At 63.7% G+C, this 16,367-nt stretch carries 12 protein-coding genes and 3 pseudogenes; 11 read left to right on the top strand and 4 right to left on the bottom strand.

The annotated features are described in order from the left end of the window. Nucleotides 1-41 precede the first annotated feature (41 nt). The 3 genes and pseudogenes from U873_RS37670 to U873_RS0122285 all read right to left on the bottom strand — a co-directional run. A pseudogene (locus U873_RS37670) lies at nucleotides 42-1,067 on the bottom strand (cache domain-containing protein); the annotation flags it as partial. A 163-nt stretch (nucleotides 1,068-1,230) separates the two neighbouring features. Next, entirely contained in the window at nucleotides 1,231-1,533 is a 303-nt protein-coding gene (locus U873_RS0122290) for a cell division protein ZapA (RefSeq protein WP_025130342.1), read from the bottom strand. Next, a complete protein-coding gene (locus U873_RS0122285; RefSeq protein WP_025130341.1) occupies nucleotides 1,530-1,760 on the bottom strand; it encodes a hypothetical protein in 231 nt (76 codons plus the stop codon). Before U873_RS0122285 ends, U873_RS0122290 begins: the two co-directional genes overlap by 4 nt. Nucleotides 1,761-2,070: 310 nt before the next feature. Between U873_RS0122285 and U873_RS37665 the strand changes: the two are divergent. The 11 genes and pseudogenes from U873_RS37665 to trxC all read left to right on the top strand — a co-directional run. Continuing rightward, nucleotides 2,071-2,841 (top strand): annotated as a pseudogene (locus U873_RS37665) (MCP four helix bundle domain-containing protein); the annotation flags it as partial. Next, complete coding sequence (locus tag U873_RS37660; protein WP_371261335.1) at nucleotides 2,824-3,696, top strand: methyl-accepting chemotaxis protein; 873 nt, start codon at nucleotides 2,824-2,826, stop codon at nucleotides 3,694-3,696. The pseudogene U873_RS37665 and the gene U873_RS37660, both read left to right, overlap by 18 nt. Nucleotides 3,697-3,742: 46 nt before the next feature. Further along, nucleotides 3,743-4,612: pseudogene (locus tag U873_RS37655) on the top strand (MCP four helix bundle domain-containing protein); the annotation flags it as partial. Between the two features lie 30 nt (nucleotides 4,613-4,642). Next, nucleotides 4,643-5,515, top strand: coding sequence for a methyl-accepting chemotaxis protein (locus U873_RS37650; protein ID WP_371261334.1), 873 nt, complete (start codon nucleotides 4,643-4,645; stop codon nucleotides 5,513-5,515). A 178-nt stretch (nucleotides 5,516-5,693) separates the two neighbouring features. After that, nucleotides 5,694-7,436, top strand: coding sequence for a potassium/proton antiporter (locus U873_RS0122270; RefSeq protein ID WP_025130338.1), 1,743 nt, complete (start codon nucleotides 5,694-5,696; stop codon nucleotides 7,434-7,436). Between the two features lie 64 nt (nucleotides 7,437-7,500). Then, nucleotides 7,501-10,854: a mechanosensitive channel MscK gene (gene mscK / locus U873_RS0122265; protein WP_025130337.1), complete on the top strand. Its 3,354-nt coding sequence runs from the start codon at nucleotides 7,501-7,503 to the stop codon at nucleotides 10,852-10,854. A gap of 49 nt (nucleotides 10,855-10,903) precedes the next feature. Continuing rightward, entirely contained in the window at nucleotides 10,904-12,367 is a 1,464-nt protein-coding gene (selO, locus tag U873_RS0122260; protein ID WP_025130336.1) for a protein adenylyltransferase SelO, read from the top strand. 175 nt (nucleotides 12,368-12,542) lie between these two features. After that, complete coding sequence (locus tag U873_RS0122255) at nucleotides 12,543-12,983, top strand: intracellular growth attenuator family protein (protein WP_025130335.1); 441 nt, start codon at nucleotides 12,543-12,545, stop codon at nucleotides 12,981-12,983. 73 nt (nucleotides 12,984-13,056) lie between these two features. Next, entirely contained in the window at nucleotides 13,057-14,001 is a 945-nt protein-coding gene (locus tag U873_RS0122250; protein WP_025130334.1) for a hypothetical protein, read from the top strand. A 26-nt stretch (nucleotides 14,002-14,027) separates the two neighbouring features. Next, on the top strand, nucleotides 14,028-14,978 hold the full coding sequence (locus tag U873_RS0122245) for a hypothetical protein (protein ID WP_025130333.1): 951 nt from the start codon (nucleotides 14,028-14,030) through the stop codon (nucleotides 14,976-14,978). Between the two features lie 92 nt (nucleotides 14,979-15,070). Beyond that, a complete protein-coding gene (gene trxC, locus U873_RS0122240; protein ID WP_025130332.1) occupies nucleotides 15,071-15,505 on the top strand; it encodes a thioredoxin TrxC in 435 nt (144 codons plus the stop codon). Nucleotides 15,506-15,555: 50 nt separating this feature from the next. On the opposite strand, the gene U873_RS0122235 is transcribed toward trxC, so the two are convergent. Next, on the bottom strand, nucleotides 15,556-16,326 hold the full coding sequence (locus U873_RS0122235; protein WP_025130331.1) for a ParA family protein: 771 nt from the start codon (nucleotides 16,324-16,326) through the stop codon (nucleotides 15,556-15,558). Nucleotides 16,327-16,367 lie beyond the last annotated feature (41 nt).

The raw sequence follows: 16,367 nt of genomic DNA, 5'->3' as shown, positions 1-16,367 counted from the left end.
GCCAGCACTTCACCGATCATGCCGCGCTGGCTGTCGAGAAAACGATTGAACCCCCGCGCCAGGTCTCCCAGTTCATCGGCGCGGCTGGCGTCCAGGCGCAGGGTCAGGTCGCCACCACCACTGCCGATCGCCACCAGCCCGGCGGTCACCTGGCGCACGGGCCGCACCAGCCCCCGGGCCAGCCACACCACCAGCAACAGGCAGATCACGGCGATGGCCAGGCCGATAGCAGTGGCCAGCCAGAGGACTTGCCGGGCATCGGCATAAATCTGCGCTTCAGGCACCTCTGCCACCAGCGACCAGCCCATGTCGCGCAGCGGCAGGCTCAAGGCCAGGAAGGCTTCGCCGTCCCGTTCGAAGCGGCTGCTGGCCAGGCCCGCATGCCCCATGACCGCCTCGGCCGCCGCCGTGCCGATCTGTTCGGACAGGTGCCGCTTGCCGCTGAACTGCGCCTGGGGGTGGACCTGGATCAAACCATCGGTGCGCACCAGATAGACCTTGCCTCGCTCGCCGAAGCTGAAGTTGTGGATCAGTTCGGACAACTCCTTCATCTTCAGCCCAAGCCCGGCGACGCCCACCAGCTTGCCGTCCTTCTTGACCCGCAGGTCGATGAACATCGCCAGTTCGCCGGTCGCCACGTCGGTGTCGATATTCAGCAGGCGCGGCTTGTCACTGTCGATGAAGTTGTAGAACCAGGAATCCTTGGGATTGGCTCGGCTGAGGGTACGATCCAGGCCTTTCTCGTTGTAGTAGTGGTTGCTCGCGGTGCCCACCATCAGGGTGGTGAACGCCTGGCTCTCAGCGCGAATGCCTTCCAGGTAGTCGACAAACACCTGGGCCTGGGCCGGGTCCTCGCCGGCCGCCAGCCAGTCGCGCAACATGCCGTTGCTGGCGATGTCCCGGGCGACCGTCAGCGGCTGGGTGAGGATGCGTTCGATATCGTTGCGCATGGCTTCGATGCTCGAAGGCAGCGCCCTGTCCACCAGGTAGTTCTGGGTCAGGTGATTGATCAGCACGGTGTAGAGGGCTACTACCACCAGCAGGCTGACCAGCAGGGCCGACCCCATGCTGAGGATCAGCTGCCATTGAATACTGCGTCGCCAGAATTGCATGGACCACCTCTTTCTTATTGGTATAAGAGGCTGAGATACCGCGCCAGCCGCGGAAAGTTGTATACAAACATTGATAATGTTTGTCCAACCTATTACCCGCTGACTGTGTGCATCTTGATCAATTCTGTTGAATGGTCTTGGCAATCACCTCGACGGTGGCACTGACCTGCTCCTGGTAACGCTCCAGTTCCTGCTCATGCCGCTGGCGCATCTCGATCTGTTGCGAGCACAGGTTCATCGCCGCCAGTACCAGCAGGCGCTCGCCAATCAGGGTCGGGTATTTCTTCTTGGTGTCGGCCAGGGCCGCCTTGAGCATCAGCGCGGCGTCCATCAGGGTCTGTTCCTGACCGGCCGGCGCCTTGATCGAGTAGTCCTCGCCGAGGATCGAAACGACCTTTACCCCATCGATGTGATGCTTCATGGGTTGGCAGGGCCCGCACTGACGCGCTCAACCAGGGCCTGGATGCGCGCGGCCGTGGCGCCTTGTTTCTCTTCCTGCTCCATCAGGCTCAGCTGCAGGCTTTCGTTCTCGTCCTTGGCCTGGGCCAGTTGGTCCTTGAGGGTTTCGTTCGTGCCGAGCAGTTCCTGGTTCTGTAGCACCAGGTCACTGACCAGCTGTTCCAATTGGCTGAGGGATGCTTCCAACATTTTGATCTTCCGGGCTTTTTGCAAAGGGCGCGTACGATAAAGAAAAGTCACCGTGGATGCCAGGGCTATCCAGGCGCAAAGCCTTGATTTTACAGGCGATGACCCTTCCGCGAGAGCTGCTAGAGACTGCCATTCTCCGCGACGGTTCCTGACGCTCCGTCGGACATGCCATTTTCTCGGATTTTTCTTTAATGGCGTCGGACTTTTCTGAATTCGCTCCTGACCATTCAAGAAGCCTTTTCGCAGCGCGATAGCCCGGTTACGTCCCTGACCCATAAGGCGCAAACAGCGCTCACTCGAGGTAGTCTCCATGTCCCTGCGCACCATGAACATCGCTCCGAGGGCATTCCTCGGATTCGCCCTGATCGGCTGCCTGATGCTGTTTCTTGGGGTCTTCGCCCTGAATCAGATGAGCAAGATCCGCGCAGCGACCGAAAGAATCACCCAGGACACCATTCCCAGCATCAAGAGCGTCGATGAGTTCACCCAATTAAGCCTGCGCCTGCGAATCCAGGCCTATCGACTACTGCTCAACCGCGACCCCCAGGCACAACAACGGACCCTGGAGTCCATCAGCCAGCGCAACCTGCAGATCGATGAAGCCCAGAAGCGCTACCAGACACTCATCAGCAGTCCCGAAGAGCGCGCGGCCTACGATGAGTACAGCACCCTGCTGACCCACCACCGCGAGCTGGAAGGCCAACTGATCGAACTGTCACGCAACAACCGGCTCGACGAGATGCAAACGCTGTTGAACACCGAGCTGATGGACAATGCCGAGAAGATCAACGCGACCCTCAATCAATTGGTGGAAATCAACACCCACTACTCCACCGTCGCCGACCAGGAATCCGCCAATCAATACAACACAGCCTTCAATCTGGTGGTGGGGCTACTGGTGCTGGCCACGGCCCTGACTCTGCTGTTTGCCTGGCGGCTGACCCGCAGCATCACCCAGCCCATCGCCTATGCCCTAAGCGCGGCCGAAGAGATTGCCGAAGGCAACCTGACCCGGCCGATCACGGTCGACAGCAGTGACGAGGCCGGCCGCCTGTTGCAGGCCATGGTCACGATGCAGGAGAAGCTGCGAGATACCCTGCAGCGCATTTCCGGCTCCGCCAGCCAACTGGCCTCGGCAGCCGAGGAGCTCAACAGCGTCACCGACGAAAGCGCCCGGGGCCTGAGCCAGCAGAACAATGAAATCGAACAGGCGGCCACCGCCGTCAATGAAATGACCAGCGCCGTGGAAGAAGTCGCGCGCAACGCGGTCAGCACCTCCGAAGCCTCCCAGAGCGCCACCACCTCCGCCGGGGCCGGACGGGACAGGGTGCAGGAAACCGTCTCGGCCATCGAACGCATGACCGGTGACGTGCAAAGCACTGCCAACCTGATCGGCGACCTGGCCAACGAATCCCGGGACATCGGCAAGGTACTGGACGTGATCCGTGGCCTGGCCGACCAGACCAACCTGCTGGCCCTCAATGCCGCCATCGAGGCGGCGCGTGCCGGCGAGGCGGGCCGTGGCTTTGCCGTGGTCGCCGACGAAGTCCGCGCGCTGGCGCACCGCACCCAGCAATCGACCAGTGAAATCGAACGCATGGTCGGCAGCATCCAGAGCGGCACCGAGCACGCCGTGGACTCCATGCGCAACAGCACCGAACGCGCCGAGTCGACCTTGGATATCGCCCGCAGCGCCGGCCTGTCCCTGGACACCATCAACAGTGCCATCAACGAGATCAACGAGCGCAACCTGGTGATTGCCAGCGCCGCCGAAGAACAGGCCCAGGTCGCCCGGGAAGTAGACCGCAATCTGGTGAACATCCGCGACCTGTCGGCACAGTCCACCACGGGCGCCAACCAGACCCGCTCCGCCAGCAGTGAACTGTCGATCCTGGCCGTTGACCTGAACAACCTGGTGAACCGATTCCAGCTGTAAAAGTACTTTTTTCCGGCTCCAGGGCTCTATTACGGGCCTGGAGCCGATGCGTTCGGCCAGCGACGCTCCCGGCAGGGTGCGTACCCAAAAGGCTAAATCCACGGCGGGGCTCAAGACTTTAGTCGTACGACCGATAAGTCACGGTAGATCAGTCTCAAGCCCCCGCACGGATGCGCCCTTTTTGGTACTTACCATGTCCCTTCGTAATATGAACATCGCACCACGGGCCTTCCTCGGCTTTGCCATGATCGGCGGCTTGATGCTGATCCTCGGTGTATTCGCCCTGAACCAGATGAGCAAGATCCGCGGCGCCGCCGAGGACATCACCCTGAGCAGCGTGCCGAGCATCAAGAGCCTCGACGAGTTTACCCAGCTGACCCTGCGCCTGCGGGTGCTGTCCTATCGCTTGCTGGTCAACCGTGAACCGGACATCCAGCAAAAGACCATCGAGCTGCTGGACATGCGCAACCAGCAGATCCGCACCGCCCAGACCACCTACGAACAACTCATCACCAGCCCGGCGGAAAAAAACGCCTATGACCAGTACGTCCAGTTGCTGGGCCAGTACCGGCAGATCGAGGAGCGGATGAAATCGCTGTCGCGCAACAATCAGGTGGATGACCTGCGCAACCTGCTCAACACCGAACTGCTGAACAACTCCGAAGCGATGAACACGGTGCTCAACCGCCTGCTGGAGATCAACACCCAGCAGACCGTGGACACCAACCAGAAAGCAGCAGAGCAGTATTCCTCGGCCTTCAACCTGGTGGTGGCACTGCTGGTGCTGGCCACCGGCCTGACCTTGCTGTTCGCCTGGCTGCTGACCCGCAGCATCACCCACCCGATCGCCAATGCCCTGAGCGCCGCCGAAGAAATCGCCGAAGGCAACCTGAGCCGACCGATCACGGTCGACGGCAGCGACGAAGCCGGGCGCCTGTTGCAGGCCATGGCCAAGATGCAGGAGAAACTGCGGGACACCCTGCAGCGCATTTCCGGCTCCGCCACCCAGCTGGCCTCGGCTGCCGAAGAGCTCAACAGCGTCACCGAAGAAAGTGCCCGTGGCCTGACCCAGCAAAACAACGAAATCGAACAGGCCGCCACCGCAGTCAATGAAATGACCAGCGCCGTGGAAGAAGTGGCGCGCAACGCCGTGAGCACCTCGGAAGCCTCGAAGAACGCCACCACCTCGGCCGGCGACGGTCGCGACCTGGTGCAGGAGACCGTCTCGGCCATCGAGCGCATGAGCTCCGACGTGCAAGGCACCGCCAGCCTGATCGGCGACCTGGCCAACGAATCCCGGGACATCGGCAAGGTGCTGGATGTGATCCGCGGCCTGGCCGACCAGACCAACCTGCTGGCCCTCAATGCCGCCATCGAAGCAGCGCGTGCCGGTGAAGCCGGTCGCGGCTTCGCCGTGGTCGCCGACGAAGTCCGTGCCCTGGCCCACCGCACCCAGCAGTCCACCAGTGAAATCGAACGCATGATCGGCAGCATCCAGAGCGGCACCGAGCACGCCGTGGACTCCATGCGCAACAGCACCGAGCGCGCCGAGTCGACCCTGAACATCGCCCGTGGCGCCGGCCTGTCCCTGGACACCATCAACAGCGCCATCATCGAGATCAACGAACGCAACCTGGTGATCGCCAGCGCCGCCGAGGAACAGGCCCAGGTCGCCCGGGAGGTGGACCGCAACCTGGTGAACATCCGCGACTTGTCGGTGCAGTCGGCCACCGGCGCCAACCAGACCAGTGCAGCCAGCAACGAGCTGTCGCGCCTGGCCGTGGACCTCAACAGCATGGTCGCGCGCTTCAACCTCTAAAGCCCCCGGCCAGCGCCATCGGGGCCTTGGCAACGCCCCGTCGGAGACTGCCTGCGGGGCGCATGCCGCGGTCACGAAAAGCTTTTTGACAGCGGCACAATTCAACAGGTTAGAATCGCTGGCACGCAGACTGCATGGTCAGTTTGCGCCTGCCTCATTTCGCCCTGGAGTACTGCCTTTGAATGCGACGACCATCAACAGCCTGTTCTTGATCGGCGCGTTGCTGGTGGGTGCAAGCATTCTGGTGAGTTCACTGTCCTCCCGTCTCGGGATCCCGATCCTGGTGATCATCCTCGCCGTGGGCATGACCGCCGGGGTCGATGGCGGTGGCATCATTTTCAACAACTACCCGACCGCCTACCTGGTGGGCAACCTGGCGCTGGCGGTGATCCTGCTCGACGGCGGCCTGCGCACCCGGGTCGCGAGTTTTCGGGTGGCGCTGTGGCCGGCGCTGTCTCTGGCCACGGTCGGGGTGCTGATCACCACCGGGCTGACCGGCATGGCCGCCGCCTGGCTGTTCGACCTCAACCCGATCCAGGGCCTGCTGATTGGTGCGATCGTCGGCTCCACCGATGCCGCCGCAGTGTTTTCCCTGCTGGGGGGCAAGGGCCTCAACGAACGGGTCAGTGCCAGCCTGGAGATCGAATCCGGCAGCAACGATCCGATGGCGGTGTTCCTCACCGTGACCCTGATCGACATGCTCGCCAGCGGCCAGACCGGCCTGCACTGGAGCCTGCTGGGGCATCTGATCCGCGAATTCGGCATCGGCGGCATCATTGGCCTGGGCGGCGGCTGGCTGATGCTGCAACTGGTCAACCGCATCCACCTGGCCAACGGCCTGTACCCGATCCTGGTGGTCGCCGGCGGCCTGGTGGTCTTCGCCCTGACCAACGCCCTGCACGGCAGCGGCTTCCTGGCGGTGTACCTGTGCGGCCTGGTCATCGGCAACCGTCCGGTACGCAGCCGTCACGGCATCCTGCACATGCTCGACGGCATGGCCTGGCTGGCGCAGATCGGCATGTTCCTGGTGCTCGGGCTGCTGGTCACCCCCCATGACCTGCTGCCCATCGCCCTGCCGGCCCTGGGCCTGGCGCTGTGGATGATCCTGTTCGCCCGGCCGTTGTCGGTGCTGGTGGGCCTGGCCCCGTTCAAGGCCTTCCACGGCCGGGAAAAGGCCTTCATTTCCTGGGTCGGGCTGCGAGGCGCGGTGCCGATCATTCTCGCGGTGTTCCCGTTGATGGCCGGGCTGCCCGACGCCCAGCTGTATTTCAACCTGGCGTTCTTCATCGTGCTGATCTCGCTGCTGGTGCAGGGCACCAGCCTGCCGTGGGTGGCCAAGTGGCTCAAAGTCACGGTGCCGCCGGAACCGGCGCCGATTTCCCGGGCGGCCCTGGAAGTCCACGTCACCAGCGAGTGGGAGCTGTTCGTCTACCGCCTGGGCGCCGAGAAGTGGTGCATCGGTGCCGCCCTGCGGGAGCTGAAGATGCCCGAAGGCACGCGGATCGCGGCACTGTTCCGCGGCCAGCAACTGCTCCATCCGTCGGGTAGTACCGTGCTCGAAGCCGATGACCTGCTGTGCGTGATCGGCCATGAACACAACCTGGCGGCCCTCGGCAAACTCTTCAGCCAGGCACCGGAGCGGGGCCTGGACCTGCGTTTCTTCGGCGACTTCGTGCTGGAGGGCGACGCCCAGCTGGGCGCGGTCTCGGCGCTCTACGGGCTCAAGCTCGACGGCCAGGACGCCGACATGCCCCTGGGGGCCTTCATTGCCCAGAAGGTTGGCGGCGCGCCGGTGGTCGGCGACCAGGTGGAGTGGAACAACACCATCTGGACCGTGGCGGTGATGGACGGGAACAAGATCGGCAAAGTCGGCGTCAGATTCCCCGAAGGAAGTCGCCCAGGCCCCGGACTCTTCCTCTAAACTCGGGAACGCGTCCGGCCCCGCCGCCACGTTCCCCCTATCCCTACTTGCTTGACCGACTTCTATGCCTACCCTGCGCCACTTTTTCGCTATCGCCCTGCTGGGCCTGAGTCTCTCTGTCGGCGCCGCACAGGGCGGTGATCCGCCCAGTGCCGAGTCGGTCCAGCAGAACCTGGATAAGATCGCCGAGCGCAAGCTGCCCGAGGCCGATCAGAAGGCCCTGCAGACGCTGCTGCAGAACACCCTTGGCCAGCTCAATACCAAGCAGGACTACGAACGCCGCCTGGCGGACCTGAAGCAGCAACTGAGCAATGCCCCGCGCCTGACCGCCGACAACCAGCGGGAACTGGCGCGCCTCAAGGCCACCAAGGTGGTGCCGGTAGCCCAGCGCTATGCCTCGCTGTCAGTGGCCCAGCTGGAGCAATTGCTGGCCGAGCGCACCACCACCCAGGGCGAGTTGCAGAAGGCTCTGGCGGACGCCAACAGCATGACCATCACCGCCCAGACCCGCCCCGAGCGCGCCCAGGCCGAGATCAGCGGCAGCCAGGCGCGGATCCTGCAGATCAACGCCGCCCTCAAGACCGGCAAGGACAGCGGCAAGCTGCTCAGTGCCGACCAGCGCAACCTGCTCAATGCCGAGCTGGCGGCGATCAACGCCCTGATTCCCCTGCGCCGCCAGGAACTGGCGGGCAACAGCCAGCTGCAGGACCTGGGCAACAGCCAGCATGACCTGTTGATGGAAAAGACCGCGCGCCTGGAACATGAGATCCAGGACCTGCAGACCCTGATCAACCAGAAACGCCTGGCCCAGTCCCAGGAGACCGTGACCCAGCAGTCCATCGAGGCGCAGAAGGCCGGGGGCAGCAGCCTGCTGGCCACCGAGAGCGCCACCAACCTCAAGCTCTCCGACTACCTGCTGGTGTGCACCGACCGCCTCAACGAGCTGACCCAGCAGAACCTGCAGACCAAGCAGCAACTGGACAGCGTGAGCCAGAGCGACGCCGCCCTGGACGAACAGATCAACGTGCTCAAGGGCAGCCTGCTGCTGTCGAAGATCCTCTACAAGCAGAAGCAGGCCCTGCCGCGCCTGAAACTGGACCGGGACCTGGCGGACGAAATCGCCGACATCCGCCTCTACCAGTTCGAGATCAACCAGCAGCGCGAACTGCTCAGCAGCCCCAGCGGCTACGTCGACAACCTGCTCAAGACCCAGCCACCGGAGCAGGTCACGCCACAGCTGCGCCGGACCCTGATCGACCTGGCACTCACCCGCGCCGACCTGCTGGAACGCCTGAACCGCGAGCTGAGCGCGCTGCTCAACGAATCCATCACCCTGCAACTGAACCAGAAGCAACTGCTGAGCACCTCGCAGAACCTGCGGGCAACCCTCGACGAGCAGATGTTCTGGATCCCCAGCAACAAGCCCCTGGACGCCGAATGGCTGCAGGAAGTCCCCGAGCGCCTGCAGAAACAGATCACCACGCTGCCCTGGGCCTCCAGCCTCAGCGAGCTGACCGATGGCCTGGCGCAAAGGCCGCTGCTGTTCCTGCCGCTGCTGCTGTTGCTCGGTGCCCTGCTGTGGCGGCGCAAGAACCTCTATTCGCGCCTGAACAAGGTGCACAAGGACATCGGTCACTTCAAACGCGACAGCCAGTGGCACACACCGCTGGCGATCCTGGTGAACATTCTGCTGGCGATGCCGGTGAGCCTGGCCCTGGCCCTGTGCGGTTATGCCCTGCAGACCGACGCCCGGGGGCAGAACGTCAACCTCGGCGCGGCGCTGCTGCAGATCGCCCAGGCCTGGCTGGTGTTCTACACCGCCTACCGGATCCTCGCCCCAGGCGGTGTGGCCGAGCTGCATTTTCGCTGGGAGAAACCCCAGGTCGAATTCCTCCAGGGCTGGGTCCGTCGGCTCGGGCTGGTGGTCCTGGCACTGGTGGCCGTGGTGGCGGTGGCCGAGCACCAGCCGGCAGCCCTGGCCGATGACGTCCTGGGCATCGCCGTGGTGCTGACCTGCTACGGGCTGATGGCCTGGTTGCTGAGCCGCCTGCTGCTGAGCAGCCCGACCCACGAGAACGCCTCGTTGTTTCGCAAGGCGGTGGGATTGCTGTTCACCCTGCTGCCGATCGCCTTGTTCATCGCAGTGTGCTTCGGCTACTACTACACCGCCCTGAAACTCAGCGACCGCCTGATCAACACCCTGTACCTGCTGATGTTCTGGCTGGTGATCGAGGCCACCTTCGTGCGCGGCCTCAGCGTCGCCGCGCGGCGCCTGGCCTATCAGCGAGCGCTGAGCAAGCGCCAGGCCGCCAAGGAAGCCGGGGAAAGCGGCGAGGCCGTGGTCGAAGAACCGACCATGGACATCGAGAAGGTCAACGAGCAGTCCCTGCGCCTGATCCGCCTGGCGCTGCTGGGCGGCTTCATGGCCGCGCTGTACTGGGTCTGGTCGGACCTGATCACGGTGTTCTCCTACCTCGACAACGTGACCCTGTACGAATACACCAGCGGCACCGGCGCCAACATGAGCATGGTGCCCATCAGCATCGGCGACATGCTCGGCGCGCTGATCATCGTCGGCATCACCTTCGCCCTGGCGCGCAACCTGCCGGGGCTCCTGGAAGTGCTGGTGCTGTCCAAGCTCGACCTGGCTCAGGGCAGCGCCTACGCCACCACCACCCTGCTGTCCTACGCCATCGCCGGGATCGGCTTCGTGGCCACCCTGTCGACCCTCGGGGTCAGTTGGGACAAGCTGCAATGGCTGGTCGCCGCCTTGTCGGTGGGCCTGGGTTTCGGCATGCAGGCGATCTTCGCCAACTTCATCTCCGGCATCATCATCCTGTTCGAGCGACCGGTGCGCATCGGCGACACCATCACCATCGGCAACCTCTCGGGCACGGTGAGCAAGATCCGCATCCGCGCCACCACCATCACCGACTTCGACCGCAAGGACATCATCGTCCCCAACCAGACCTTCATCACCGGGCAGTTGATCAACTGGTCGCTGACCGACACCATCACCCGGGTCACCCTGAAGCTCGGCGTCGACTACGGCTCGGACCTGGACCTGGTGAAGGAGCTGCTGCTCAAGGCCGCCCGGGACAACCCGCGGGTACTCAAGGAACCCGAGCCCCATGTGTACTTCCTGAACTTCGGCGAAAGCACCCTGGACCACGAGCTGCGCATGCACGTGCGCGAACTGGGGGACCGTAACCCGGTGGTGGACGAGGTCAACCGCTTCATCAACCGCGAGTTCAAGAAGCAGCACATCAACATCTCGTTCCGGCAGATGGAGGTCTACCTGAAAAACCTCCACGGCCAGGAGTACAAGATGGTGCCCATCGAGCCGGAGGCCAAGACCATAGTCCCGGCGCCCGAGGGCAAGCCGCTGCAGGAACCGCCGCCGAGCAAACTCGACTAAGGCCTCTATCCCTAGCAGAATGCTCGGACATTCTGCTGGGAGATGGCCGTTGAAAGCCCTCGACGAACTGACCTTCGACAACCGCTTCGCCCGCCTGGGCGACGCCTTCTCGACCCACGTACTGCCCGAACCCCTCGACCACCCCAGGCTGGTGGCGGCCAGCCCCGCCGCCATGGCGCTGCTGGACCTGGACCCGGCCGTGGCGCAAAGCCCGGTATTCGCCGAACTGTTCGGCGGACACAAGCTGTGGGCCGAGGCCGAGCCCCGGGCAATGGTCTATTCCGGGCATCAGTTCGGTTCCTACAACCCGCAACTGGGCGACGGCCGCGGGCTATTGCTGGGCGAGGTCTACAACCAGGCGGGTGAACATTGGGACCTGCACCTCAAGGGCGCAGGGCAGACACCCTACTCGCGCATGGGCGACGGCCGCGCGGTGCTGCGCTCGTCGATCCGCGAGTTCCTCGCCTCCGAGGCCCTGCACGCCCTGGGCATCCCCAGCTCCCGGGCGCTGTGCGTGATCGGCTCGGACACCCCGGTCTGGCGCGAGAAGCAGGAACGCGGGGCGATGGTCCTGCGCCTGGCACCCAGCCATATCCGCTTCGGCCATTTCGAATATTTCTACTACACCAAGAAACCCGAGCAGCAGAAACAACTGGGCGAGCACGTGCTGGCCCTGCACTTCCCCGAGTGCCTGGAACAACCCGAGCCCTACCTGGCGATGTTTCGCGAGATCGTCGAGCGCAACGCCGAGCTGATCGCCAAATGGCAGGCCTATGGCTTCTGCCACGGGGTGATGAACACCGACAACATGTCGATCCTGGGCATCACCTTCGACTTCGGGCCCTTCGCCTTCCTCGACGACTTCGACGCCCACTTCATCTGCAACCATTCCGATGACCAGGGCCGCTACTCCTTCAGCAACCAGGTGCCCATCGGCCAGTGGAACCTCAGCGCCCTGGCCCAGGCCCTGACGCCGTTCATCAGTGTCGAGGCGCTGCGCGAAACCCTGGGCCTGTTCCTGCCGCTGTACCAGGCCCACTACCTGGACCTGATGCGCCGGCGCCTGGGCCTCACCCAGGCCGAGGACGACGACCAGAAGCTGGTGGAACGCCTGCTGCAACTGATGCAGAACAGCGGCGTCGACTACAGCCTGTTCTTCCGCCGCCTGGGGGAAGAGGCTCCAGAACAGGCGCTGGCCCGGCTGCGGGACGACTTCGTCGACCGCGACGGTTTCGATGCCTGGGCCGGGCTGTACCAGGCCCGGGTCGCCCGGGATCCGATCCAGGGCCAGGACCTGCGCCGGGAACGCATGCACGCGGTCAATCCGCTGTACATCCTACGCAACTATTTGGCGCAGAAAGCCATCGATGCCGCAGAAGCGGGGGACTACAGCGAAGTGCGCCGCCTGCATCAGGTGCTGAGCCGGCCTTTCGAGGAACAGGCCGGCATGGGCAGCTATGCCGAGCGCCCACCGGAGTGGGGCAAGCACCTGGAAATCAGCTGTTCGTCCTGAGCCGGACGGCGCTATCCATCGAGCCCAGGAAGCCCTCGGCCAGCCTGCGGACGTGCCGCAGGTTGAACGCCTGCTTGCCACTCGGCACTGGCGCGAGCTGCGATTGCACATGGACCCGCCACTGACGGACAGGGATAATGCGCGCCCCTGATGTCCAGTACCTGCAAGGATGCGCATGAACCTGTTCCTCAACCTCGTCACCCTGGCTTGCGGCGTCATCAGCCTGGTGTCGGCGGTCATCTACCTGAGCCGGCGCGCCAAGTACCGGATGAACCTGCAGGACCTGCGCCTGCACGGGCAACCGCACCGCACCATCACCCAGGCCGAACTGGACGCGCTTGCCCAGCAGACCGCCAGCCTGCAACGCATCCAGGGCAGCGGCGGCATGTCCTACCAGCCGCTCAGCGAGAGCGTCTATCTGATTCGTGGCGGCAGCGCGAGCGACGGGCTGGAACTGCCGGCCCAGGCGCTGCAGCACCTGTCGATCGGCGACATCCCGGTGGAATTCCCCTACCCGATGGAAAGCTTCCTGGCCGCCAGCAACCTGGCCGAAGTGGTCATCGCCAAGAAGTTCGCCGTAGTCATCGGCCTCAACGGGCATCGCCTGGCCCAGTGACGCAGCGGCAGCCATCCTCACCGCCCGCCCCTGTCGCCAACCCTGCCCTCGTCGCCCCCAGCAAGAGTCCATCATGAAACCTCGCTACCTATCGCTGTTGCCCCTGCTGCTTGCCCTGACCGGGTGCAAGGAAGATTTCGCCACCCTGCACTTCCAGGACTCGGTGCGTTCCGACCCCAAGGCCGGCCCGCAATACTCCGACCAGTTGGTGCACGAGGCGTACAAGCAGAGCATCTACACCGCAATCGCTGCCCAGGGCCTGGACCCGGACGCCATTGCCCTGGAGCGCGACAAGGAGGATGACAAGGTGATCCACCTGCGCCTGGTGGACTACTCCCTGAGCCCGGAACAGCGGGGCAGCCTCAAGGCCCTCTTCGAACAGGTCACCGCTGCACGCCAGGCCAGCTCGATGAACCTGCACCTGGAGCTGGACAATGCCCATGCCAAGGTCACCCCGTCCGGCACCAGCGACTTGCCGGACAGCATTGACGCCACCCTGGAGTTCGACCCGGAGTTCGGCATGCTGCTGGACCGCAGCTACGACGACAGCATGCGCGCCATTGTCAACGAGAGCGAAATCGAAGGCCCGGTCAGTTGCAAGATCACCGCGCACCTGGCAATGCCCGCGCGCTTGAAACTGATCGCCTACGAAGCCCTGGAACAGGACAACAGCGAGCGTGGCCTGATCTCCTTGCTGACCCGCAGCGGCAACATTGCCAAGGTGGCGCTCAAGGTGCATTTCGCCGACCCGGACCTGAACCGGCACCTGCAACAGAAAACCATCCAGGCCTGGCCATCGAGTTCGCAAATCACCCACCCCGCCCCGGTGCCCCTTGATGAGTTCGCCATCGTCATCGGCTCCATCGGCGTCCAGACCCTGACCGCAGCCCTGCCCTTCGACACCCGCAAGGACGAACTGCAAGCGCTGTGCGAGCAGAAGATGCAGACCCTGGGTCGGCCCTTTACCTTTCAAATGGGTCGGACCCTGGATCGCTTGACCAGCGTCGACTACCGCTAACACCCCGTGCACGCCAAGGATTGCCATTGAACCGCCGCCTCTACGCCACCGCCCTGCTGCTGATGCTGCTCTGCGGCTGCAAGCAGACCTACCTCACCCTGCATTTCCAGGAAGAAGTGGGTGACCCCAAACAGGCCCGGATCGTGCCGTACTTTGCAGAAACCATCACTCAGATGGCCGTGGGGATCGGCATCGAGCCTGACCACATCGGCCTGGAGATGGACCGCAAGGACGACAGGACCCTGCACCTCAGCCTGGACAGCAGCGTGCCGGAAACCCAGCGCCAACGTCTGCGGCAACTGTTCAGCGAAATAGTCGAGGCTCGCGCAGCCGGCACCTTCGAGGCGGTGCTGGAGATCGCCCCGGAAACCGGGAAATACACCAGCCCCGAGTACCGCAAGAGGGCCATGGCCTTGCCGCGGCGTATCTCGCTGGCACTGGAGCCGGTGAAATACGCCGATGTGCTGTTTCATTACTCGATGGAGGAGTTGATCAGCGGCAAGCTCTCGGCCACCGGCACGCCCAACGAGGCGTTTTGCCAATACCAGGCCACCCTCCAGGCGCCGGGCATGCCGTTCAGCCAGATGGGCAGCAAGGCCGGGAGCGGAGCTGGGGATTACAACGTTTACCTGGAATGGAAGGACAACAAGCGCGAACCGGCGCAGTTCTTGTTCGGCAACATCAGGTTCGCCAACCCCACGCTCAACCAGATGCTGTTCGACAACCGCATCCAACTGTCCGCGATCAAGACCTCCTGGGGCACGCGAGCGGATCGCCGGGCCGACCGCGTCGGCTTCAGTGTCGGTTCCCTCGGCTTGCAGTACCACGAGGATGGGGAGATTTCTCCGTTGCAACACATAGGCTTCATGGGCCGGTGCGAGGGTATGGCCATGGACCTGGGCCGCCCCTTTACCTTTTACATCGGCCGCTCCATGGACCGCCTGGTCAGCGTCGAACAGGCCCCGCCCAGCAGCTGAAGCCAGGGCGACGCCCGCCCGGCAGCGGCGACTTGATATTCACCCCGGGCACCGCCATTTAAGGCGCTCTACCCTGTTTGCGGAACCCAACCATGACCGAGCCACTGCTGATCCCCTGCCCGCACTGCAACGGCCTCAACCGCATCCCCGCCGAACGCCTGGGGGACCACCCCAAGTGCGGGCGCTGCAAGGCCGAGGTGTTGCTGAACAAACCCTTTGACTTGAAACAGGGCAACTACGCCAGCCAGATCAAGGGCGACCTGCCGTTGCTGGTGGATGTCTGGGCCGACTGGTGCGGGCCGTGCAAATCCTTTGCACCGGTCTTTGCGCAGGCCGCCGCGCAATTGAGTGGCAAATGCCGCCTGGCCAAGCTGGACAGCGAAGCCAACCCGCAGTTGTCGGGGCAATTGGGCATTCGCTCGATTCCCAGCCTGATCCTGTTCAGGAACGGTCGGGAAGTGGCCCGGCAAAGCGGCGCCTTGCCGCTGCCGCAGCTGTTGAGCTGGTTGCGCAGCCAGGGGATTTGACCCGCCGCCATGAGCCGCAGGCATAACCTGCGCTCACGGCAGCTTGAGGGTCAGGCGTTTTCCAGCAGGTTGTGCAGGTCGACGAATTGCTGGGTCAGCTTGTGCCGTGGGTCGAGATGGATCAGCGGCATGCTGGCCTGGTGGGATTCACGCATGCGCACCGAGCTGCCCAGGTACACCGGCAGCACCGGCAAGCCTTCGCTGATCAGCTCGTCGAGCATCTGTTGCGGCAGGCTGGCCCGGGCCTGGAACTGGTTGACCACGATGCCCTCGACCTGCAGGCCTTCGTTGTGGTCCTCCTTCAACTCTTCGATCTCCGCCAGCAGGCCGTACAGCGCCTGGCGGGAAAAGCTGTCGCAGTCGAAGGGGATCAACACGCGATCAGCGGCGATCAGCGCCGATACCGCATAGAAATTCAAGGCCGGCGGCGTATCCAGGTAGATCCGGTCATAATCCTCGGCCAGCTCGTCCAGCAACTTACGCAGCTTGTTGATCTTGTGCTTGGCCTCAAGCTTGGGCTGCAGATCCGCCAGCTCGGCGGTGGCCGTGACCACGTGCAGGTTGTCGAACGGGGTCTCGTAGATATCCACCTGATTCTTTTTCGAGAACGGGCCGGATGACAGGGTCTGCTTGAAGAAGTCGGCGATGCCCATGGGAATGTCCTCGCCGGTCAGGCCGGTGAGGTACTGGGTCGAGTTGGCCTGGGCATCCAGGTCCACCAGCAAGGTGCGATAGCCCTCGCTGGCGCTGACCGCCGCCAGGTTGCAGGCAATGCTGGACTTGCCAACGCCACCTTTCTGATTGAACACCACGCGCCGCATGTCTAAACCTCCGTGTATCAAAGATCACCGAGTGTAGTAGC

Source organism: Pseudomonas sp. PH1b (assembly GCF_000633395.1).
Lineage (GTDB): Bacteria > Pseudomonadota > Gammaproteobacteria > Pseudomonadales > Pseudomonadaceae > Aquipseudomonas.
Note: the sequence above shows the minus strand (reverse complement) of the source record. Positions and strands in the feature narration are given on the sequence as shown.